This is a genomic window from Lacisediminihabitans sp. H27-G8, assembly GCF_046156175.1.
In the GTDB taxonomy this organism is placed as follows: Bacteria; Actinomycetota; Actinomycetes; order Actinomycetales; family Microbacteriaceae; genus Lacisediminihabitans.
In genome coordinates this window covers 334467-356900 of the sequence record NZ_JAYLVL010000004.1, presented here as the reverse complement: position 1 = coordinate 356900, position 22434 = coordinate 334467, and the positions used below count along the sequence as shown (strand labels likewise).

The window sequence follows — 22434 nt, the reverse complement described above, 5'->3', positions numbered from 1 at the left end:
TCCAGGGCTCGTATCGAGACCGCGGGGTCCGTCGCCCCTACGCGCGCTTTCGCAGCTTGCGTCGCTCGCGCTCCGACAGACCGCCCCAGATGCCGAATCGCTCATCGTTGGCCAGCGCGTATTCGAGGCACTGGTTGCGAACCTCGCAGGAGGTGCAGATCTTCTTCGCGTCCCGCGTTGATCCACCCTTCTCAGGGAAGAATGCCTCGGGATCCGTCTGTGCACACAGCGAATCCGTCTGCCATGCGAGCTGGTTTTCATCCGCAGCAATCGCATCGACCTGGCGCACACCGGGAACGCCGAGGCGCACCGGGTCCACGAACCAGTTGTCCGGGACGACGCCCCCTGGTACAGCGCGGCGATAATCTTCTGGCGCCATAACACAGTCTCCCCTCCGCGATCACGTACGACTTGCGCAAACGCGTTAGGGATAATTACACCGGTGTAGTTAGGCATTCGTCAAGTCGCAAATCGTAAAGGCTCAATCCCACCTCGAGGGTTCGCGACGCGCCGGGCCCCTCAAATGGGGGGCAGCATATAGTGCGCTTACGGCGGAATCCTGTCAGGCGCCTGAGTTCTGCCGGGCCACCCACGCGCTGGAGACCATGTCGGCGAGGCTGTGGCGCATCACCCAATCGAGGTCGCGGGCGGCGAGGTCGCCCGCGGAGACGATGCGCGCAGGGTCTCCGGGGCGCCGTGGGCCGATCTCCGGGGTGAACGGGATGCCCGTGACATCCGCCACCGTCGCCATGATCTGGCCAACAGAGACGCCGTCTCCGCTGCCGAGGTTGTAGGCGGCTTCGAGCGGCTCTCCCGCGTCGAGACGCCGAGCGGCAGCGACGTGAGAGACCGCCAGGTCGGAGATATGGATGTAGTCGCGCACGTTCGAGCCGTCGGCCGTGGGGTAGTCGTCGCCGTTGATGTGCGGAGTCCGCCCTTCGGCGAGCGCGTCGAACACCAGCGGGAAGAGATTGTGCGGACTCGTGTCCCGCAGCGACGGGTCTCCCGAGCCCACGACGTTGAAGTAGCGAAGGGAGGTGTGGCGGAGCCCGGTGGCGACCCCCTGGTCGCGCAACAGCCACTCTCCGATGAGCTTCGACTCCCCGTAGGGCGACTGCGGGTTCTTCGGGGTGTCCTCGGTGACCAGATCGACATCCGGCGTTCCGAACACCGCGGCGCTCGAGGAGAAGACGATCCGATCGACTCCACGGTCCTGCATCGCGGCCAGGAGAACCGCGGTGCCGGTCACATTCTGCTCATAGGTATGAAGCGGGCGCTGCACGCTCACCCCGGCGTACTTGAAGCCCGCGACGTGGATGACCCCGGTCACGTGGTGTCGCTTGAGAGTGTCGAGGACCAGGTCGCCGTCGAGGATCGTGCCGCGGACGAAGGGGACGCCTCTCGGCACGAACTCCGCGTGGCCGCTCGAGAGGTCATCCAGCACCACCGGCGTGAGCCCGGCATCCTGCAGCGCTCGAACCACGTGGGCTCCGATGTAGCCGGCGCCGCCGGTCACTAACCAGGTCATGCGTACAGGCTAGTGGGGTCGCTCGGGCTGGTGCCGATAGCCGTCCGCTCGACCGACGACGATCGAGGCGACCATGCCCCAGAGGGAGAGCGTTGCGATGATGATGGCGAGGACGATCATGGCAGAAAATCTATCTCTTGAGAATTACTGCCACGAGTGACAGGCTTGCCCAGTTCCGCTCATTCCCGCCACAGGAGTCGCCATGTTGAAGAAGATCGTGCTCCTTGCCATACCGGGCGTCGCTCCCTTCGAGTTCGGGGTGATCTGCGAGGTCTTCGGAATCGACCGGTCCGACATGGGCGGTCCATCTTTCGACTTCACCATCGTCACGGCCACCCCGGGGCCCGTGCGCACGAGCCTCGGCTACGACATGATCATCGAATCCGGCCTTGAGGTCGCAACGGATGCGGATCTCATCGCCGTTCCCGCTCACTCACTCGAGCGCGTGGATGAGCGCTACCTCGAGGTGATCCGCGCCGCGGAGGCTCGCGGCGCCTGGGTGTTGAGCGTCTGCAGCGGAGCCTTCGCCCTCGCCCAGGCCGGCGTCCTCGAGGGGCGGCGCGCCACGACCCATTGGATGCACGCCGAACAGCTCGCCGCTCGGTATCCGGGCTCGACCGTCGACCCCGACGTGCTGTACGTGGAGGATCGCAAGGTCGTCACGAGCGCGGGTACGGCGGCAGGCATCGACGCCGCGTTGCACATCGTGCGCAAGGAGCTGGGAGCGTCGGTCGCCAACGTCGTCGCCCGGCGTATGGTGGTGCCACCCCAGCGCGACGGCGGCCAGGCCCAGTACATCCAGTCGCCGCTCGGTGACGACTGCGCCGATTCCTTCGCCGAGGTCGCGGAGTGGATGCTGCAACACCTCGGCGAAGACCTCCCTGTCGAGCAGCTCGCGCGGAAAGCGCTCATGTCGCCGCGCACCTTCGCCCGGCGTTTCCGTGCCGACATGGGAACGACCCCCGCGGCCTGGTTGAACCGGCAGCGCATCATCCGCGCCCAGCAGTTGCTCGAGCAGACCGAGCTGAGCCTCGAGACGGTCGCGGCCGACACCGGTTTCGGCGCCGCGGCAGTGATGCGTCACCACTTCGTCAAGGTGCTGCAGGTGACCCCCACGGCCTACCGGCGGGCGTTCTGCGAGAAGGTGTCGGCGTAGCCGCCGGCGCGGGAGAACACTGCGGGGTTCGCCGACGTCGGTCGTTTGCCGACTCCAGAGTGAGCGGTCCGCAAGAAGGCCCGCGAACGCGATCGTTAGGATTGGTCGATCCGCGCAACATCAGAAATGACGCCAGCAATGACCCATGCCACCACTATTCCGATGAACGATCTCAGTCGCGCCCTCGATCGTGACAAGGACGCGCTGACCCGCGCCGCGCAGTCGGTTTTCGACTCGGGTCATGTCGTGATGGGGCCGCAACACGACGCCTTCCAGGATGCTCTGGCCGAGTATTGGGGGGTCGACACCGTTTTGGGGGTCGCGTCCGGGACGGATGCCCTCGAACTGGCGATTCGCGCGGCGATGCCAGCCGGCAAGTCGGCCGTGCTGACTGCCGCTAATGCGGGCGGGTACACCTCCGTTGCGGCGCGGCGGGCTGGATTTCGGGTTCGGTACGCCGACGTGGATGCCGTCTCGCTATGCGTCTCCGGGGCGACCGTGGCAGAAGCAATGGACGGGGATGTCGGAGTGGTGGTCGTGACGCATCTCTACGGGAACGTCACGGAAATCGACGACCTCGTCCGTGAAGCTCACCGGGTGGGAGTGCGCGTGGTGGAGGATTGGGCCCAGTCCATTGGCGCCCGGAAGCCGAATGGCACCACCGGAATCACCGGGGACATCGCAGCGACGAGCTTCTACCCGACCAAGAATCTGGGAGCGGTCGGCGATGGTGGGGCCGTGGCGACCAACGCTGCCGACTTTGCCCGAACGCTGGTGCAGTTGCGCCAGTACGGGTGGGACACGAAGTACCACGTCGCTGTAGCCGGGGGAACGAATTCTCGCCTCGATGAATTGCAGGCCGCTTTCCTCAACCTCCGCTTGCCCATGCTTGACTCCTTCGGCGAGCGACGGAGGTACATCGTTGAGCGCTATGCCCGCGCCGCGCAGGGCGGCCCGATCCGGGTGCTGCCGGCTTCTGGTCCGCACCATGTCGGCCACCTGGCCGTTGCGCGAACGGGTGACAGGGCCTCAGTTCGAACTCGCCTGAGCGACCTCGGCGTCTCCTCGGACATCCACTATCCGATTCCGGATCATCGACAGCCCGGTTTCCAGGTCCCTCCGCTGTCCCTTCCGGTCACCGAACTCGCGGCCGAAGAAATATTCAGTCTCCCCTGTTTCCCGGAACTGACCGATGACGAGGTGGATGCCGTGTGCACCGCGATCGAAGCGCTCAAGTGACCGCCGCTTTTCAATACTCTGTCGTCGTTCCCGTCTACAGGAACGCGGGGAGTTTGCCGGATCTCTGTTCGAGACTGGAACAGATCGCACACGAGCTCGACTCACCACTCGAAGTGGTCTTCGTCAACGACGGATCCCCGGACGACTCCTTCGAGATTCTTCAAGCCCTGCTCCCCAACGTCGGTTTCGCCTCTCAGCTAGTCGCGCACTCTCGAAACTTCGGATCGTTCGCTGCAATCCGCACGGGGATGGCAGCCTCCCGTGGCGAGTACATCGGGGTGATGGCGGCGGACCTTCAGGAGCCGCCCGAACTCATGCTCGAATTCTTTCGGCTCCTGGCAAGCGGGGATGTGGACGTCGCGGTCGGTAAACGTGAGGCACGCGCTGACCCGCGGGCGAATCGCGTGTCAGCGTCCCTGTTCTGGAAGCTCTACCGGGCGTGGATCTTTCCGCAGATGCCGGAGGGCGGCGTCGATATATTCGCGTGCAATCGAAAGGTCTCGGCCGAGGTCCTCGATCTCAAAGAATCGCACTCGAGTCTTGTCGGCCTGTTGTATTGGGTGGGATTCCGACGAGCGGAGGTCCCTTACGAGCGACTCTCCCGCGAGCACGGCTCGAGCGGGTGGTCATTCCGCGCCAAGATCCGCTACCTGCTCGATAGCGTGTTTTCGTTCACCGACCTCCCGCTCTCTGTCCTCATCGGCGTGGGCATCGTCGGCGGAAGTCTCACCATCCTTGCCGCCGTCATCGTCTTGATTTCGTTCATCGCCGGCGGAATCCGAGAGCCGGGGTACACGCCCCTCATGCTCGTCATCCTCTTCTCGACCTTCAGCTTGTTGCTCGCGCTGGGGATCGTCGGCTCGTATGTCTGGCGCTCGTTCGAAAACACAAAGCAGAGGCCGAGTGCGATCGTCATGAGCCGTTGGATCTCTGATGCGGCGACTGACAGTTAGGGCCGCGTTCGCGAGCCCCGCATTCCGTTTCCTCCTTGTCGGAGGATCGAACACCCTGGCGACCGGCCTGCTGGTGGTGGCTCTGAGCCTGATTCTGCCCGGGTGGCTTGCCTTCACCATCGCCTTCGCGCTGGGAATCTGCTTCTCGGTGTTCGTCACGGGGCGCTGGGTCTTCAGCTCCCACGTTTCACTTCGGCGGGCCGGTCTCTATATCGCGGCGTATCTCGCCATCTATCTGGTCGGCCTTGTGGTGATCGCGGCGCTGAAATCTTGGGGTGCCCCTCCCGTCGCGAATCTGGCAACGATAGTGGTGACGGCTCCGTTGAGCTTTCTTGCGGGCAAGTTCATCTTCACAAATCCATCTCCGGAGGAACAACAGCAATGACCACCTTCTTTGTCCACCCTCAGGGCCTGTGCGAATCGACTTCCGTGGGTGACGACACCACAATCTGGGCCTTCGCCCATGTGCTTCCCGGAGCGAAGATCGGCCGGAACGTCAACGTCTGCGATCAGGTGTTCATCGAGAATGATGTGCTGGTCGGCGACCGGGTGACAATCAAATGCGGTGTTCAGCTCTGGGACGGCATCGAGTTGGAGGACGACGTGTTCATCGGCCCGAACGTGACCTTCACCAACGATCGACTTCCGCGCAGCAAGCAATACCCGGCCGAGTTCGCGCGAACTGTTGTCGAGCGCGGGGCATCGATCGGAGGCGGCGCGGTCATCCTTCCCGGAATCCGCGTGGGCAAGAGCGCAATGGTGGGAGCCGGAGCCGTGGTGACTCGTGATGTTCCCCCGTTCGCGGTGGTCGTCGGAAACCCGGCCCGAATCACGGGCTACACAGACACCAACGGTCGCCGCACCCTCGCGCCGGCCGCGCCGGAGCCGGTTGTGCCCGCTGTCGGCCCGGTTCGCCGGCTGCATTCCGTCACCGATATGCGCGGAAGTTTGGTGGCAGCGGAGTTCGCGAATGATCTTCCCTTCACCCCCGAACGATTCTTCATGGTCTACAACGTGCCGTCGCAGGACGTGCGCGGTGAACACGCGCACCGCCAATGCGAACAGTTCCTCTTGTGCCTGAAGGGAAGCGTTCGTGCCATCGTCGACGACGGCACGACACGTGAAGAGTATTTGCTCGATTCGCCGTCAGTGGGTCTGCATATGCCAGCAATGACCTGGGGAACCCAGTACGCCTACAGCGCTGATGCCGTTCTGGCGGTGTTCGCGTCACTCCCGTATGACGATTCGGACTACATCCGCACTTACGCGGACTTCGAGAAGTTGATCGCCGAGGAGTGATTCACGACCGATTCAGTCAGTCACTCGCTTTCGCGAAGTCCCGCGCGAGAAGACTGCAGCAGACCAGCCGAGCGCGATGACGGCGCCAAGGCCGAACAGAATCCAGCCCCACTCCCTGCCTGCCGTGTGGTAACTCACCTTGAGGTCGTACTCGCCGGCGGACAGCGGAATCTTGATGACGCCTCGCGCACTCTGCTCGGCGGTCACGGGAGAGCAGTGCCCATCCTTGCCACACATCGACACCTGCCAACCGGAGAAGTAGGCCTCATTAAGGAACCCGAAGGTCTTCCCCGGTGCCGAAACTCGATACTCGAACGCCCCGGGTGTGTAGGAGATCGGCGTGATGGTGTCCGAGCCGCAGGTCCGTCCCTGTGCGCAGGCGTCCATCTCGGCGGCCGACGGCGACTGCTCCGGGGTCGTGAGTATCAATCCAGGTGCGGCCAGAAACCGAGCGAACGCTGCGCCCGCTGAGGGGTCGGACAGCGCGTGCTGCAGAAGCGCTTCAGTTTGCGAGCCCTTCAGATTGATGTACCCGCCCACCGCATCCTTTCCGGAGTAGAACGAGCCATTCCAGACAACGCTCAGTTGCTGCGAAAGTGACCTGTCATCGCCCAAAGGGGTTCGCGCGGGCCGCTGGACCAGTGCTGAAGTCGGTGGCCGCTGCGCCAACAGTGCCTCGACGGTCGTTCCGTAGGTGACTTTCTCGGAATCGATGCGGGATGCACGCCAAGGATCTGCTGTGGTGTTCGACCACACCAGGCCGGAGACGATGGTGATCGAGATCAGGACTCCAGCCAGCAATCCAGCGGAAGCATTTTTCCGGCGAAAAATGAGAAAGGCGAGAATCACGCCGGCGGCAAGCACGAGGAGGAAGAGGCCCGGAATCCAATCGGACCGCCGATATGGTCCACGCAACCCGGCCGCAGCCAAGATCACGCCCAGTACCAGCACTCCTCCTAGGGACCAGCGGATGTCGCGGGGCACGGACTTCGTCCGCGCCAGCGCGAGAAGGCGGGTGAGCCCTGAACAGGAGAGCAGCACCACTCCGAGAATGACGAAGACCTTGAAGTCACTCATGGTGAAGCGACTCAGCCCGAGGCCCGGAAGGGACTGCTCCGCGGAGTACCACGGCCAAAACGGCATCCCCAACAGCAGCGCAGGCACACCGATTGCCAGGCCGGCTTTTGCCGTGAGATCACGCCACCGGGCGAAGAATACGAGCACGAGCACAGCTGCGGGCACGAAAAACGAACGCATCGAGATGTCGTTGGGCAAGCTCGAAGCGCCGTACCCGAAAAGGAGTGTGCCGATTGCAGTCGGTGTGAACTGGGATGCTTCCGGAAGGCCCGCCGTCACGCCGCCCTGCAGCAGCGCATAGGGAAGGAGGCGGGGCATGCTGAGCAGTACCGCGGCCGCGAACGAGAGCCCGGTCGGCAGAAGATAATCGAAGAACCGACGGCGCTCGATGACCTGCCAGAAGACAACCCAGACGACACCCACATACCCGAGTGCGACGAGCATCCCGGGGTAGATGCCCGTGATGGACTGCCAGAGGATCACTGTTGCGAGTGGGACCGCCCAGAACCTCTTCCACTCCCACTTCGGCGAGAGCACCAACAAGACCCACGGGATCAGTGCGTAGCCTCGGGTGATGTCGACGTGCTCGGCGTTGCTGTAGTACCCGACCGCGAAGAAGCCGGCGGCCGTCGCGAGGAGTCCGACGGCGAACGAGGAACCCAGCGCCCTGGCCAGGAAATAGGTTCCTAACGCTCCGAGTGAAACGTGGAACGCAGCAAGGATTGCAGCGGAATGAAGGGTGTAGGGCCCGAAGATCGACAGGAGACCGACCGGCAGATACCACGCGCTGTTCTGCAGTACGAGCGCGGACGGGTAGCCAGCCCACGCACTGGTAGACCAGTCGATTGGCGTGAAGAACCCGCCCTGCGACCACCAGACGTAGGCGTCTGTGTTGTAACTGCCGAGAAAGTCCCACGGAGGAATGAGCGAACCGGTGAAGTACCCCGAGAAGGTCACGACTTCGAGTGCGAGAAGCAGGACTCCGATCGCCGTAGCTCGGAAGATGCGTCGCTGAAACAGCATTTCGAGCCGGTGTCCCACCGATCTGGGGACGGTCATCGGCGCTTGCACTGTCCATTGCGACTTCATGATGGGATGTCCTTCGGTGGGCCGTCGCCTTCAGCGATCGTCGAGATTACCGGCGCCTTCGATAGCACGTCTGAGTGCACCTGCCCAGCTTCGCACGGGTCCATTGTGCGCCACGACCGACCGATCTTATTCGCTCCCCGTCGTCGCCACGAACACGGTGCCAGAGCCCGTGAACCGCAACCCCGCCTCGTCCGGCGTGATGAAGACCGAGTCCCCGAGCACCAGGGAAGCGGATGACGCCGATCCGGAGATCGACACCTCGCCGGCCGTACACAGCGCGATCGCCGGCCCGCTGAGCGTGACCGAGGCGTCGAGGAACATGCCGTCCACACGAACGAGCGCGAAATCCGGCACATCCGGTGTGAAGGCCGCGACGCCTTCGGAGGGAGAACTCGACTGCAGGTAGGGCACCGGTACCGGTGTGAAGTCCAGCACGTCGAGCAGCTCCGGCACGTCGATGTGCTTCGGCGTGAGGCCACCGCGCAGCACGTTGTCCGAGGCGGCCATCAGCTCCACGCCGAGGCCGCTGAGGTAGGCGTGGATGTTGCCGGCCGGCAGGTAGAGCGCCTCCCCCGCCGTGAGCGTCACCCGATTCAGCAACAGGCAGATGACGATCCCGGGGTCTCCCGGATACTCCTCCGCGAGCTGAGAGACAGTCGCCATCTCGGCGCCGTAGCCTGCCACTCCGCGGGATGCCAGCGTCGTGACGAGCGACACGAGAGTGGCGACACCGGTGCGCCGACCAATGAGCCATTCGAAGGTCTCCGGCAGCGCGACATCCGATCCCGAGAGGGAGTCGAGCAGGTCTTCGAGCGGTTGCGGCTGAGGGTCCTCCAGCGCATTCGCCGCGTCGATCAACGCGTGAAGCAGCGTGCGAACCTCATCGAGCGGGCGGAATCCGCACAGCGCGTCGAAGGTCGGAGACAGCGCGTAGATCAGCTCCGGCTTGGGAAAGGCGTCCTTGTAGTTGCGCTCCGGAGCATCGAGAGCGATGCCGAGCTCGTTCTCTCGGTCGAATCCGGCCCGCGCCTGCTCGAGAGTCGGGTGTGCCTGCAGCGAGAGCGGGGACGCGGCGGCGAGCACCTTCAACAGGAACGGGAGTCGACCGGATTCCGCGAACCGCCCGAGCGTCGTCTTCGGGTCGGCCGCAATCCACTCCGCGAGGTCCGTCGCACCGCCCGTCTGGGTGGGATCGAGGATGACGCTCGGCGAGCCCGCATGCGCCCCGAGCCAGAGCTCGGCCTCAGGGTCTCCGGACACCTCACGACCGAGCAGTTTCGCGATGGCGGTCGTCGACCCCCACGCGTACGGCCGGGGGGTATTGGTGATGCCTACAAACATCCGCGGGTTCCTTCGATCGGGGGTTAGTCAAAACTACCAATCGCTTGGCCAACGCCCAGAATCGGCGTTTAAAGTGGCCGGAGATGTCTCTCTCACGCAATGGAGCCCCGATGACCCTCACCGCAGAAAACGCGAAGTCCGCCGCCGAACTGGCCCCCTTCACGCCACTGATCAGCGACTTCTATGGCTACGAGAGCCTGCTCAGCGAACACGAGAAGCAGTACATCGTGAAGCTCCGTGCGTTCCTCGAGTCCGAGGTGCGCCCGATCATGAACGACCTCTGGACCAAAGCGGAATTCTTCCCCCGTCACATCGTCGACGGCCTCGCCGAACTCGGACTCTTCGGGCAGTCCTACCCCGAGACCCAGCAGTTTCCGAACAGCGCCACGTTCCGCGGCTGGGTCGCCCTGGAACTCGCGCGAGTGGATGCCTCGGTCGCCACCCTCGTCGGCATGCAGAACGGCCTCGTGATGGGGTCCATCGCCGTGGCCGGATCTCCAGAGCAGCGCGCCGAGTGGCTGCCCCGGTTCGCCAGCGGCGAGCTGCTCGGGGCATTCGGGCTCACCGAACCCCTCTCCGGATCCGACACCGCCCAGGGCTTGCAGACCGTCGCGAAGCGCGACGGCGACAACTGGGTGATCAACGGCGCGAAGCGCTGGATCGGCAACGGTTCGATCAGCGACGTCACCATCATCTGGGCGCGCGATGCCGACGACAACCAGGTCAAGGGCTTCATCGTGCCCACCACCACCGAGGGATACTCCGCCAAGCGCATCGAGAACAAGCAGGCCCTGCGCATCGTGCAGAACGCCGACATCGTGCTCACCAACGTGATCGTGCCGGAGGCGAACCGCCTCCAGGGTTCCAAATCGTTCCGCGAGACCGCCGCCGTGCTGCGCCTGACGCGCGCCGAAGTGGCCTGGGCCGCGGTCGGCAACTCGGTGGGCGCCTACGAGGCGGCCGTCGAATACGCCGGCTCCCGCATCCAGTTCGGAAAGCCCATCGGCAGCCACCAGCTAGTACAGGAGTTGCTCGCCAAGAGCCTCGCCAACATCACGGCGTCGATCGGTGTCGTCACGCGCGTCTCCGACATGCTCGACCAGGGTACCCAGCGCGACGAGCACTCCTCGCTCGCCAAGGAGTTCACCACCCGGCACATGCGCGAGACAGTCGCCTGGTGCCGCGAGCTCTTCGGCGGCAATGGCATCGTCATGGACTACGGCGTCATCAAGTACTTCGCGGATGCCGAAGCCATCTACTCCTACGAGGGCACACGCGAGATGAACACACTCATCGTCGGGCGCGCGATCACCGGCAAGGCCGCGTTCGTCTGATCCGCACCGAAGCTCGAGTAGGTCGCCCAGCGGGCAGCCCCCGGTGGTCGAGTAGGTCGCCCAGCGACCGTATCGAGACCCCGAGTCGGTCTCGATACACGCGCCAGAGCGCGCTTCTCGACCAGCGGTTCCCCGCACCGCATACCCTGTTCTCTATGAACACACTCGACAGCCGCGGGTTCCGCCTGGGATTCGCGACCTTCGTGTTGTTCACCGGAATAGCCGGCGACTTCTGGAGAAACTCCTTCAGCTGGTACGGCTACGGCGTCTTCGTGGTGGTCATCGCCGTGATCTCGATCGTGGTGTTGGTGCACAATCGAGCCCGCTTCCGTCTCGGATCACTGCCCTATCCGCTGCTCGCCTTCATCGCCCTGGCTTTTCTCTCCATCGCCTGGTCGTTCTACCCCGGATTCACGGCCCTCGGCGCCGTCGTGCTGCTGCTGACCACCGCCTCGGCCGTCTCGATCGCGGTGACCGTGACCTGGCCGGAGCTTCTCATCGTGCTCGGCTGGGTCTTCCGGTTGGTGCTCGGGCTCTCGTTCCTCTTCGAATTCATCGTCTCGGCGATCATCCGGCATCCGATCTACCCGGTGTGGGTGACGCCCGAAAGCAACCCGGCCAAGTTGCTGTACTGGTCGCGGGACCTGCTCTTCGATCTCGGCAAGATTCAGGGCATCGTGGGCAACTCGAGCCTCCTCGCCATGGCCGCCCTGCTCGGGCTCGTCGTGTTCGCGATCCAGCTCGCCTCGAAGTCCGTGAAACGCGGATGGGGCTGGTTCTGGCTGGCCGTCGCCATTCTCACGATCGTGCTCACCCGATCCGCCACCATCTTCGTCGCACTGGCTGCCGTGGTCGTCGTGGCGCTTGCCGCGCTGATCGTGCGGCGAGCCGGTACTCCCCGCCGACGGGCCTATGCCTACGGCGGAATAGTCATCGTCGCCGCGGGCCTCGCGGTGCTGGCGGATGTCGCGCAGAGTCGCATCCTCGAGCTGCTCGGCAAGAGTTCCGACTTCACCGGCCGCTTCACCATCTGGCACGAGGTCATCGCCCTTGCCCAGCAGCGCCCGGGTGCGGGGTGGGGATGGCTCGGCTACTGGATCGTCTGGATCGCGCCATTCGACACCCTGAAGAAGGCGGGGGGCGTTCAACCACCCCACGCCCACGACGCCTGGCTCGATGTCTGGCTGCAGCTCGGTGTCATCGGCCTTGTCGTCTGCGGCGCGCTCGTGCTCGCGACCGTCGTGCGCTCCTGGCTGATCGCCATCGACCCGGTTGTCACGTCACCTCGCGACCCCGGCTCCCACCTCTGGCTCTCGCTTCTCCCCCTTCTCATCCTGACCGCGCAGTTGGTGCAGAGCATCGCAGAGAGCCGCATTCTGCTCGAGGGTGGACTGATGCTGCTCGTGATCTGGGCGGTCAAGACCAAGACCAGTCCTCTCGGCCTCGAGCCGGTATCCCCGCAGCTCTCCCCCGCCACCCTGCGGAGCAGACCGTGAGCATGGCCGGGCCGAGACATCCGGCATTCGAACTGGCCAAGAGCTTTCTCGGAGCGCCCCGTTTCTCGGCGGCGCTCACGCAGGTCATCATCGGGTCGCAACTCGCAACGCTCCTGCTGCACGAGCTGATGGGGTGGGCAGGTGCTCTCGCCATCCTCGGCGGCCTCGTCGTGCTCGCATCGTTGTCACTGCTCGCCCAGCGCGAGGAGATCGAGTGGCACGGCCTTCTGCCGATATCCCTCCTCGTCTTCGTCGGCTGGGCGACGATTTCGGTCCTCTGGAGCCAATACAACTGGGCGACCGCAGGCAGCGCGATCTACCTGCTGTCGGTGACGATGCTCGGCATCTATGTCGCGCTCATCCGTGACACGATCCAGATCGCCCGGGCCTTCGGCAACGTGCTGCGCGGAGCCCTGCTGCTCTCTCTTGTGCTGGAGATCTTCTCCGGCGTGCTCATCGACAGCCCCATCCATTTCCTCGCGATCGCCGGCAACCTCGATGTTCTCGGGCCGATCCAGGGCATCTTCGGAACCCGCAACCAGCTCGGCATCGTCACGCTCGTGGCGATCGTGACCTTCGGTACGGAATTGCGCACCCGGTCGGTTCCCCGCAACCTCGCGATCGGCTCGCTCGTGCTCGGTGGGCTCACCCTGTTGTTCGCCCGGTCTCCGATCGCCTTCGGCACCCTGGTGGTGGTGATGCTCGCCACCCTCGCCCTCTACGGCCTTCGCCGAGTGTCACCAGAGCGCAAGCGCATCTGGCAGTTCGTGCTCCTGGGATCGACGATCACTGTGGGTGCGATCGCCTGGGCCGTCCGCACGCCGATCATCAATGCCCTCAGCGCCAGCAACGAGCTGAACCAGCGACTTGCGATCTGGCGCCCGATCCGTTTGTTGATCCCCACCCACGAACTCGAGGGCTGGGGCTGGGCCGGCCAGTGGTGGGAGGGCATCCCCCCCTTCACCTACATCCGCGATGGGCTGCAGCCATCGGGCCTCAATGCCTACCTCGACGTCTGGTTCCAGGTCGGCCTGATTGGCCTCTTCGCATTCGTCTTCATGGTCGGACTGGCCTTCATCCGCTCCTGGCTCCTCGCCTCCCGCCAGCGCAGCTTCGTCTACGCCTGGCCGGCGCTGGTACTCGTCGTGCTGCTGGTGACCGGCCTTGCCGAGAGTTCGCTACTGGTGGAGTTCGGCTGGTTGACGTTCGTGGTGTGCTCGGTGAAGGCTTCGCGGGAGCTGAGCTGGCGGAAAGCGTTCGCGGCTACCCGCACGTGGGTCCCAAGCCCTTAGGGCGCCGTGCCCCACAGTCGGCAGTGGAATACTGTGGGATTGCGCTGGGGCGACTTACGTGGCGCATTCGGACGTTTGCGAGAGGTATCCACATGAGCTCCTCGGTCTCCGTCGCACTATGCACACACAACGGTGGTCGATTCATCGAGCACCAGCTACGCAGCATCCTCCAACAGACGACCCCGCCGCGGCAGATCGTTATTTCCGACGATGCCTCTACCGACGATACTGTTGCGCTGGCTCAGGCCGTTCTCGCGCAGTACGCCGAGGCCCCCGGCCAGCCAGCCCTTGAGACTGTCATCCTTCGCAATCCGGAGCCGCTGGGAGTTTCACGAAACTTCGAGACAGCCATTCTCGCGACATCGGGCGATCTGATCGCTTTGTGCGACCAAGACGACGTCTGGCGACCGGATCGCCTCGCGCGAGCCGTACAGGAGTTCGATTCGCGTCCCGATCTCGACCTCGTATTCAGCAATGCACGGCTGGTGGACGGCTCAGGAGCCAGCCTCGGTCGCACCCTCTTCGAGGTGCTCGAAATAAGCGAAGCGGATCGGCAGAGAATTCACGATACCGACGCACTCTCTCTTTTCATCAAACGAAATCTCGCCACCGGTGCGACCATGATGTTTCGACGCCGACTCCTGGCGGTAGCCGTGCCGTTCCCCTCGCGTTGGGTGCATGACGAGTGGCTCGCCATCATCGCCGCGGCAACCGGGCGGCTCGATATCGTCGATGAACCACTCGTCGACTATCGCCAGCATGGCTCGAATGTGATCGGTGTCGTCTACCCGACCCTCAGACGCAAGGTGCATCGCGTCCTGGAGCCGCGCGGAGATCGCAATGAACGTCTCTCGGCCCAGTTCGCGCAGTTCGCCGAACGTCTCGAATCGCGCGGGTCCCTCGTGCCGCTGGAAGTCCGCGGGCTAGCCCGCGACAAGGCGACATTCGAGAGTGAACGGCAGGCACTTCCCCCCGCCCGACTTCGCCGCGTTGCACCGATTCTCGCGGCGCATGGTCGAGGGCGGTACTCGAGGTTCGCCAGTCAGGGAAGACTTGACATGGTGCGGGACCTGCTGCAGCCGCACGGGCTCTGAATTCCCCTCCAGAGGGGTTGCCGTACCCGTCTCGTTAGAATGCTGACGTGACAAAGGTGAGGCCCGCGGGTCAGCGGACTCGGCGACTCTCCGGATTCGCCATCATCCTTATCGCGACGGCAATCGCTGGGGTCGCGTCCTACGCCGTTACCATCCTCGTACCGAATCGGATCGGCCTCGCCGAATACGCCATCTTCGCGGTGTTCTGGTCGTCCATCTATCTCGTGGTGGGCGCACTAGGAGGCATCCAGCAGGAGGTCACCCGAGCAACACTCCAAGCCGCGCCGGGCTCATCGCCCCGCGCTTCCCGGGCTCGACGGTTTGGGATCATCGCGGGGATTCTCGTTTTTGTCACTGTCGCAGCCACTGCTCCCCTCTGGGCACGATCCGTCTTCCCTACCGAAGGCTGGAACCTCGTGTGGCCGCTCGCAGTCGGAGCCGCGAGCTATGTGATGGTAGCGGTGCTTGCGGGCTCGCTGTACGGGGTGACGGCGTGGGTGCCCCTCGCTCTGATGATCTCGGTCGACGCGCTACTCCGGCTCATCTGTCTGTCGATCACCCTGACCCTGACGCGCGATATCGTCGCACTCGCCTGGGCAGTGGCAGCGCCATTTCCGGTGACACTTCTCGTGCTCTGGCCGATCATCCGCGGCTCGATAGTCGGTCGTTCACAGCTCGATGTTGGCTACCGGGCGCTCAGCTGGAACGTCGCTCGTACCGTCGTTGCGGCATCCGCCACCGCGGTGATGGTCAGCGGGTTCCCGCTTCTCCTCGGTCTCACTTCCGGCACGGAATCGCGGGGCGTTCTCGGGATGTTCATCGTCGCAATCACCCTCACTCGCGCTCCGCTCATAGTCATAGCAATGTCACTCCAGAGTTACCTCATTGTGCATTTTCGAGACAACGCGTTACATTTCTGGCGCCATTTCGTTGGCATCCTCGGTCTTGCAATGGCGGCCGGGGCGTTGCTCGCCGCCGCGGGCTGGTTGCTGGGCCCGGCCGTCTATCACTTCCTGTTCCCCGACAAGCTGCAGCCGGACGGACCCTTCTTCGCGATTCTCGTCGGATCGTCCGTACTCGTCGCCGCACTGTGCATCACGGCGCCCGCAGTCCTGGCGCGCGCAAACCACCTCATTTACAGCGTCGGCTGGGTAGCCGCAGCGCTCGCAACGATCGTGGCTCTCGTCTTGCCGCTCGATTTCGCAAGCCGCACGATCACCGCACTCTTGGTCGGCCCGAGCGTCGGTCTGATCATTCACGGCGCGTTCCTCGCCTTCGAAGGGCTCCGCGAGCGACGGGATGAACGGGCTTAGCGACTAGTGCTGGTCACGCCCCGTCGATGGCCCATTCTCCGTTTCGCGAATCCGTTCCTCGAGTACGCCGACTCGCATCTCCAGTAGCGCGCTCGTCTCAGCAAGAGTCCGAGTCTTCGCCTCGAGAACGGTGAGTTCCGCGCTGTGTTGGATGCAGACGAGAAAGAGCACCGCGACACTGACGAAGAACACCAAGTTCAGGGGAATAGCGACTCCGACCAGGCGCGCGGCCCACACCAGGGTTGTAGGGAATATCCCGATAACCAGTGCGAGAGTGCCGGCGATCAGCCACCAGATGGCGTGACGCTCCCGCAGTCGACGACGTCGCAGCATCTCGATCACCACAATGAGTGTGAGCACTGCCGAGAGCACCCCGAAGATGTAAGACGCGACGGTCATGACACCGTCCCTACCGAATCCTTGAGAAGTACCGGCGGCCGCAGGAGCGCGAAGAACAAGGCGAGAACAGCGCGAGCAAGGTACACCGCAGCCTTCACGGGATGATGCGACGGGCGACCACCGGATCGAACACGCATCGCTACCGGCACCTGGGCAATCACGCACTTGGCCCGCGCAGCGATGACCAGGGACTCTATGGTGTCACCGAGGTACTCGGCAGGGTAGTGCTCGGCGAAAAGCCGCACTGCCCGAGGCCCGCTCAAGCGGAACCCCGAAGTCGTATCGGTGAGCTTCGTATGCGCGGTGCGGCTGAGAAACCGCGACAGCATCAGCATCGCCCAGCGCCGAGGGCCCTTCACCGCGTAGTCCCCCTCGCCGGCAAATCGTGCACCGAGAACGAGATCCGCCGTCTCGAGACGCGACAGCAGCGCGAGGACACCCGCAGGATCGTGTTGACCATCGGCATCCACTTGGACGACGTTCTCGAAACCGTGCTCGAGCGCGTAGCGAAACCCCACGCGCATTGCTCCCCCGACCCCCAGGTTGAATGGCAGCTCGGCAACCAGCGCGCCGGCCGCGCGGGCTTCGGCAGACGTTGAATCCCAAGAGCCGTCATTGACCACAAGGCACGTGATTCCGGGCAGCTTCTCGAAGACTTCGAGCACTACCGCCCTGACCGACTCTTCCTCATTGAACGCTGGCATCACCACGAGCGTCTTTTCAAGGGGGCTGACCATACGGAGATAGTACCAACGAGGGTCTGGCGCTACTTCTTTCGCAAGCTGTCGAGGTGTGTCAGGTACCACTCGTAGGTGTTCGTGATGCCTTCGTGGAGATCGGTCGTCGCCGTCCAGCCGAGGTCATTCAGGCGACTCACGTCCAGTAGCTTGCGCGGCGTACCGTCGGGCTTGGTGACATCCTGGCAGAGCGTGCCCGTATAGCCGACGGTTGCGGCGATCAGGGCAGCAAGATCGTGTATCGGCAGGTCCTGGCCGACACCGACATTGATTGTTCGAGCATCGTCGTAGTTTTCCAGAAGGAAGAGCGAAGCCTTCGCGAGGTCGTCGACGTAGAGGAATTCGCGTCGCGGCGTACCCGATCCCCAGATCACCACCTCTGGGGCACGTTGCTCCTTGGCCTCATGAATGCGTCGCATGAGAGCAGGGAGAACGTGGGAATTCTCTGGATGGAAATTGTCGCCGGGGCCGTAGAGGTTCGTCGGCATCGCCGAGATCCAGTGCCGACCATATTGCTTGCGATACGCCTGCACCTGCATGATTCCCGCGATCTTCGCTATCGCGTAGGCATCGTTGGTCGGTTCGAGGATTCCCGTAAGGAGCGAGGATTCCTTGATCGGCTGGTCAGCGAACTTCGGATATATGCAGGACGAGCCGAGAAACAGCAGCCGATCGACATCGACCTCGTTGGCTGCGTCCATCACATTGACCTGGATCTGCAGGTTCTCGCTGAGGAAATCCGCCGAGAACGTGTCGTTCGCATGGATACCGCCGACTCGAGCAGCCGCGTCGATCACCACATCGGGCTTGTTCAGCCGAAAGAAGTCGAAGACACGATCGCGATCTCGCAAGTCGAGCTCGGAGGATGTCGCGCCGATGAGGTTCGAAAATCCCTCGTCGCTGAGATGCCGCCACAGTGCGGAGCCAACGAGCCCGCGATGGCCCGCAACATAGATTCTGGTGCTCCTGTCAAGCGGTTCCAACGGTTCTCCGATGTGCATTCTCGTTATAGTTGTGGGGCGCGTCGCGCCCGGTTCAACCCTCGACGGCTGACATTCATTCCCTGTGGCAACGCTCCAGAGGTCCTACGAATCGTAGCAATCCAGAAAGCGAGAACGATGTCCACCCCCGAGGTTCTCGTCGTCCTCCCGACACTGGGAGATCGTCTCGACACGCTGCGACTCAGCATCGAGTCGGTGAATGCGCAGCGTGCGGACCTGGGCGTGACACTGGTCGTCGTCGCGCCCCCGCAGGCTGTGGAGGCGCGGGAATTGGCCGAGTCCATGGGTGCGGTCATTGTCGACGACCCGAAAGAGGGAATCTCCGCCGCGATCAACTGCGGTCTCGCCGCACGCACGAGCGAGAAGTATTACGCCTGGGTCGGTGACGACGACCTCATTCGCCCGGGCGGTCTCGCGCTCCTCCGCTCCGTGATCGAGAGCACTCCCGGAACAGTGCTGGCGTTCGGCGGGTGCGAGTACATCGATCCAGAGGGCCGCACCATCATGGTGAGCAACGCCGGCAGACTCGCGACGGTCCTCCTTTCGTGGGGCCCCGATCTCATCCCCCATCCCGGCACGATGATCACTCTCGATGCGCTGCAGAAAATCGGTGGGTTCGACCCGAGCCTCAAATACGCCATGGATCTCGATGCCTTCCTCAAATTGCGGAAGCACGGCTCATTCGCATGGACTCGCACCCCAGTCTCAGCATTTCGGTGGCACCCGGACTCCCTGACAGTGGCCAACCGGCTCGGCTCGAGTAAGGAATCCGAGTCCGTGAAACGGCGCCATTTGCCCAAGGTCATTCGACCGATCAGCGGACTCTGGCATCGCCCGGTGCGGTGGGCCTCTGCGTTCGCAGCGGGGCGGGTCAATGCGCGGGCGCGCGCGCTCTAAACCTTGGCTGCGGGGCGCCTGCGCTAGGCTTGCGGCGTTTCAAAGCGACGCTGCCGGGCATGAGCCGATTGCAGCGCACCGTACAAATCGGAGTGAATTGAATGACTGAAGCCACGGCGAAGAAAGCCATCATCACCGGCATCACCGGGCAGGATGGCAGCTATCTTGCCGAGTTGCTTCTCGCCAAAGGTTATGAGGTTCACGGGCTGATTCGCCGGTCTTCGACGTTCAACACGGATCGCATCGACCATATCTACCAGGATCCCCACACTCCGCACCCCAACCTGTTCCTCCACTATTCCGACCTCACCGATGGCTCGCGACTTGTAACGCTGTTGAGCGAGATCCAGCCAGACGAGGTCTACAACCTCGCTGCCCAGTCTCATGTGAGGGTGAGCTTCGACGAGCCCGAGTACACGGGCGACGTCACCGGGCTCGGTACGATCCGACTGCTCGAGGCGATCCGCGCCATCGGCCTGACTACGCGCTTCTATCAGGCCTCGAGTTCGGAGATGTTCGGCGCTACACCGCCGCCTCAAGATGAGCAGACGCCGTTCTACCCGAGGTCGCCCTACGGCGTGGCGAAGCTCTACTCCTACTGGATCACAAGGAATTACAGGGAGGCCTACGGGCTTTTCGCCTCCAACGGCATCCTCTTCAACCACGAGTCGCCTCGCCGCGGCGATACCTTCGTCACTCGCAAGATCACCCGGGCCGTTGCCCGAATCGCCGCCGGTGTGCAATCGGAATTGTTCATGGGCAATCTCGACTCGGTACGCGATTGGGGCTATGCCCCCGAATATGTCGAGGCGATGTGGCGAATGCTCCAACACGACACCCCCGACGATTTCGTCGTCGCCACGAACACCGCCTACACGGTGAAGGATTTTCTGGAACTCTCCTTTGCTCATGTCGGTCTGGAGTGGCAGAAGTACGTGAAGTTCGACGAACGCTACATACGCCCGACCGAGGTCGATTCGCTGATCGGCGACGCATCGAAGGCGCGTGACCAGCTGGGCTGGACGCCGACGATCCTCACTCCCCGTCTCGCAGAGATCATGGTCGACGCGGACATCAAGGCGTTAGAGCTCGGTGGAACCCGGTATGTCGACAGCGTCCAGACCGAATAAGCGAATTTCGTGCCCGAACAGCCGCATGTGATCGAGGTGGCACTGTCGATGCTCACCCTGGTTCCCGGGGGGATGGGCGGCAGCGAGACCTACGCCAGGGAACTCACCCGCCAACTCGCGACCGCTCCCGGGGTGCGTGCGACCGCTTTTGTCCCGTCCTCGGCGGCGGGATTCAGCCAGGGTATCGACGAACGCGTCATCTCCGGAGTGCGCGGGGGTGGATCGACGATCGAACGCCTTCGCGCAGTCACAAGCGCGGCGATCCTCGCGCCACGCATCCGGCGTGCGATGGCAGACGCCGACGTGGTGCACTTCCCCTTCACGGTCCCCGTTCCGCGCCCCGGCCGAGGTCAGGCTTTCGTGCAGACGCTCCTCGACGTCCAACACCTCGATCTGCCTCAGCTTTTCTCCCGCTCTGAGCTCTTATACCGACGGCACTTCTACGAAGGTGCTGCCCGGCGCGCCGACGCGGTCATCACGATCAGCGAGTTCGCCAAAAAAAGGATGATCGAGCTGCTCGGCCTCTCTCCCGAGAAGATCCACGTTGCACATCTCGCCGTGGATCCGTCGGAGTTCATGCCCAATCCCGGGCCTCGCGAGAATTTCGTTCTCTACCCGGCTCGCGGATGGCCCCACAAGAATCATGCGCGCTTGATCGAAGCGATGGCGATCGTTCGTCAGCACATCCCCGACATTCGGCTCGTGCTCACCGGGGGCGGTCTGGACGGTCTCGGCGAGCTGCCCGATTGGGTGGATCGAAGGGGGCTGGTGGGTTACGACGAGCTGAAGGCCCTTTATCGGTCCGCAGCGGTGCTCGCATTCCCGAGCCTTTATGAAGGTTTCGGACTTCCGCCGCTCGAAGCCATGGCTTCCGGATGCCCGGTGGCAGCATCCAACGCCGGCTCGATTCCCGAGGTGTGCGGTGACGCCGCAGTGCTTTTCGATGCACTCGATGTCCAGGCGATCGCCTCGGGCATCCTCGAGGCGCGTGATCGGCATGACGAACTCGCTGCGGAAGGGGCTCGACAGGTGCAGAAGTTCACGTGGGAGCGATGTCGCGATGTTCATCTCGCGGTCTATCGGAGCGTGGCATGACCGAGAGATCCCTCGTCACAGGGGCGAATGGCCAGGATGGCGTCTATCTCGTCGAACGGCTGCTCGCGGCCGGGCATCAGGTCCACGGCATGTGTCACTCCGCAGACGGCGCACGGCGGCTGGTCGAGAAGTTTCCCACAGTCATCGTCCATGTGGCCGAGCTCGAGAACGCCAGCCGCATTCGTGACCTGATCGACGAGACCGAGCCGACCCTGGTCTTCAATCTTGCTGGCAACACCTCGGTCGCCCGCTCATGGGAAGAGCCAGCCGAGACCGCAGATGTTCTCGGCGTCGGCCCGATCCGGTTGCTCGAAGCATCCTGGAAGCTTTCGCAGAGGTTGGGTCGCGAAGTACGAATGCTTCAGGCATCCAGTGCCGAGATCTTCGGAGACGCCAGTGAAGTCCCGCAGACTGAGAACACTCCCCGGCGGCCGGTGACCCCGTATGGCGCAGCCAAGGAATTCGCCCACGAGATGGCGAGTGTTTATCGCGCTCGGGGCATGTACGTGAGTTCGGCGGTGCTCTACAACCATGAATCCCCGCGGCGTCCTGAGGCGTTCGTTGCCCGCAAGATCGCGAAAGCCGTCGCGAGGATCGCTCTCGGACAGCAGGAGACCATCACCCTCGGCAACATCGACGTCCATCGTGACTGGGGCTACGCCCCCGACTATGTCGACGCCATGATCCGCATCATTTCTCAGCCAGAGAGCGGCGATTACATCGTCGCGACCGGCGTCTCGCACTCGGTTCGCGAGTTCGTCGCGGAGGCCTTCGCCGTCGCCGGGGTTGACGACTGGGAGCCGCGGGTCATCATCGACCCCGGCCTCTACCGCCCGGCAGACCCTAAGCGGTTAGTCGGCGACCCGTCCAAGCTCCGCTCGATCGGATGGCGACCCAGCGTCACCTTCGACGAGCTCGTCAAGATCATGGTCACTGCCGAAATCGAGAAGTCGACTGCCTGACT

21 protein-coding genes are annotated in these 22434 nt (G+C 63.6%); 14 read left to right on the top strand and 7 right to left on the bottom strand.

The features are described 5' to 3' along the window. Positions 1–37: 37 nt before the first annotated feature. Both VLI63_RS14655 and galE read right to left on the bottom strand, forming a co-directional pair. The gene (locus VLI63_RS14655) at positions 38–379 is read right to left on the bottom strand and encodes a WhiB family transcriptional regulator (protein ID WP_185202566.1); all 342 of its coding nucleotides are present in this window, start codon (positions 377–379) and stop codon (positions 38–40) included. A gap of 183 nt (positions 380–562) precedes the next feature. Next, positions 563–1528 (bottom strand): UDP-glucose 4-epimerase GalE, encoded by a 966-nt coding sequence (gene galE / locus VLI63_RS14650; RefSeq protein ID WP_409157596.1) that lies wholly within the window; start codon positions 1526–1528, stop codon positions 563–565. A gap of 202 nt (positions 1529–1730) precedes the next feature. Here galE and VLI63_RS14645 point away from each other — a divergent pair, with 202 nt between their 5' ends. From VLI63_RS14645 to VLI63_RS14625, 5 genes are all read left to right on the top strand, one after another. Further along, positions 1731–2684 (top strand): GlxA family transcriptional regulator, encoded by a 954-nt coding sequence (locus tag VLI63_RS14645; protein ID WP_409157595.1) that lies wholly within the window; start codon positions 1731–1733, stop codon positions 2682–2684. A gap of 138 nt (positions 2685–2822) precedes the next feature. After that, positions 2823–3923, top strand: coding sequence for a DegT/DnrJ/EryC1/StrS family aminotransferase (locus tag VLI63_RS14640; RefSeq protein WP_409157594.1), 1101 nt, complete (start codon positions 2823–2825; stop codon positions 3921–3923). Further along, positions 3920–4876, top strand: coding sequence for a glycosyltransferase family 2 protein (locus VLI63_RS14635; RefSeq protein ID WP_409157593.1), 957 nt, complete (start codon positions 3920–3922; stop codon positions 4874–4876). The genes VLI63_RS14640 and VLI63_RS14635 overlap by 4 nt, the downstream gene beginning before the upstream one ends. Further along, positions 4857–5261: a GtrA family protein gene (locus VLI63_RS14630; protein ID WP_409157592.1), complete on the top strand. Its 405-nt coding sequence runs from the start codon at positions 4857–4859 to the stop codon at positions 5259–5261. Before VLI63_RS14635 ends, VLI63_RS14630 begins: the two co-directional genes overlap by 20 nt. Continuing rightward, positions 5258–6175 (top strand): WxcM-like domain-containing protein, encoded by a 918-nt coding sequence (locus VLI63_RS14625; RefSeq protein WP_409157591.1) that lies wholly within the window; start codon positions 5258–5260, stop codon positions 6173–6175. The genes VLI63_RS14630 and VLI63_RS14625 overlap by 4 nt, the downstream gene beginning before the upstream one ends. Positions 6176–6187: 12 nt before the next feature. On the opposite strand, the gene VLI63_RS14620 is transcribed toward VLI63_RS14625, so the two are convergent. After that, positions 6188–8311, bottom strand: coding sequence for a hypothetical protein (locus tag VLI63_RS14620; protein WP_409157590.1), 2124 nt, complete (start codon positions 8309–8311; stop codon positions 6188–6190). A gap of 156 nt (positions 8312–8467) precedes the next feature. Continuing rightward, a complete protein-coding gene (gene manA / locus VLI63_RS14615; protein ID WP_409157589.1) occupies positions 8468–9682 on the bottom strand; it encodes a mannose-6-phosphate isomerase, class I in 1215 nt (404 codons plus the stop codon). Between the two features lie 110 nt (positions 9683–9792). Between manA and VLI63_RS14610 the strand changes: the two genes are divergently transcribed. The 5 genes from VLI63_RS14610 (at position 9793) to VLI63_RS14590 (ending at position 16211) form a co-directional block, all read left to right on the top strand. Next, positions 9793–11016: an acyl-CoA dehydrogenase family protein gene (locus VLI63_RS14610; RefSeq protein ID WP_409157588.1), complete on the top strand. Its 1224-nt coding sequence runs from the start codon at positions 9793–9795 to the stop codon at positions 11014–11016. Positions 11017–11171: 155 nt separating this feature from the next. Beyond that, complete coding sequence (locus tag VLI63_RS14605) at positions 11172–12512, top strand: O-antigen ligase family protein (protein ID WP_409157587.1); 1341 nt, start codon at positions 11172–11174, stop codon at positions 12510–12512. Between the two features lie 2 nt (positions 12513–12514). Then, positions 12515–13804, top strand: a complete 1290-nt coding sequence (locus tag VLI63_RS14600; RefSeq protein WP_409157586.1) for an O-antigen ligase family protein — start codon at positions 12515–12517, stop codon at positions 13802–13804. Between the two features lie 92 nt (positions 13805–13896). Then, complete coding sequence (locus tag VLI63_RS14595; protein ID WP_409157585.1) at positions 13897–14898, top strand: glycosyltransferase family 2 protein; 1002 nt, start codon at positions 13897–13899, stop codon at positions 14896–14898. A 47-nt stretch (positions 14899–14945) separates the two neighbouring features. Beyond that, the gene (locus tag VLI63_RS14590) at positions 14946–16211 is read left to right on the top strand and encodes a hypothetical protein (protein ID WP_409157584.1); all 1266 of its coding nucleotides are present in this window, start codon (positions 14946–14948) and stop codon (positions 16209–16211) included. A gap of 3 nt (positions 16212–16214) precedes the next feature. Here the strand turns inward: VLI63_RS14590 and VLI63_RS14585 are convergent, their stop codons facing one another. From VLI63_RS14585 to VLI63_RS14575, 3 genes are read right to left on the bottom strand one after another with little or no spacing between them, the layout of a single operon-like run. After that, entirely contained in the window at positions 16215–16610 is a 396-nt protein-coding gene (locus VLI63_RS14585; RefSeq protein ID WP_409157583.1) for a DUF2304 domain-containing protein, read from the bottom strand. Next, on the bottom strand, positions 16607–17347 hold the full coding sequence (locus VLI63_RS14580) for a glycosyltransferase family 2 protein (RefSeq protein WP_409157582.1): 741 nt from the start codon (positions 17345–17347) through the stop codon (positions 16607–16609). Before VLI63_RS14580 ends, VLI63_RS14585 begins: the two co-directional genes overlap by 4 nt. 29 nt (positions 17348–17376) lie before the next feature. Further along, entirely contained in the window at positions 17377–18348 is a 972-nt protein-coding gene (locus VLI63_RS14575; RefSeq protein WP_409157581.1) for a GDP-L-fucose synthase family protein, read from the bottom strand. A gap of 117 nt (positions 18349–18465) precedes the next feature. On the opposite strand from VLI63_RS14575, the gene VLI63_RS14570 reads away from it, so the two are divergent. From VLI63_RS14570 to VLI63_RS14555, 4 genes are all read left to right on the top strand, one after another. After that, positions 18466–19245 (top strand): glycosyltransferase, encoded by a 780-nt coding sequence (locus tag VLI63_RS14570; protein WP_409157580.1) that lies wholly within the window; start codon positions 18466–18468, stop codon positions 19243–19245. Between the two features lie 101 nt (positions 19246–19346). Continuing rightward, positions 19347–20375, top strand: coding sequence for a GDP-mannose 4,6-dehydratase (gene gmd, locus VLI63_RS14565; RefSeq protein WP_409157579.1), 1029 nt, complete (start codon positions 19347–19349; stop codon positions 20373–20375). 9 nt (positions 20376–20384) lie between these two features. Next, positions 20385–21470, top strand: a complete 1086-nt coding sequence (locus VLI63_RS14560; protein WP_409157578.1) for a glycosyltransferase family 4 protein — start codon at positions 20385–20387, stop codon at positions 21468–21470. Beyond that, positions 21467–22432, top strand: coding sequence for a GDP-mannose 4,6-dehydratase (locus VLI63_RS14555; RefSeq protein ID WP_409157577.1), 966 nt, complete (start codon positions 21467–21469; stop codon positions 22430–22432). The genes VLI63_RS14560 and VLI63_RS14555 overlap by 4 nt, the downstream gene beginning before the upstream one ends. Positions 22433–22434 lie beyond the last annotated feature (2 nt).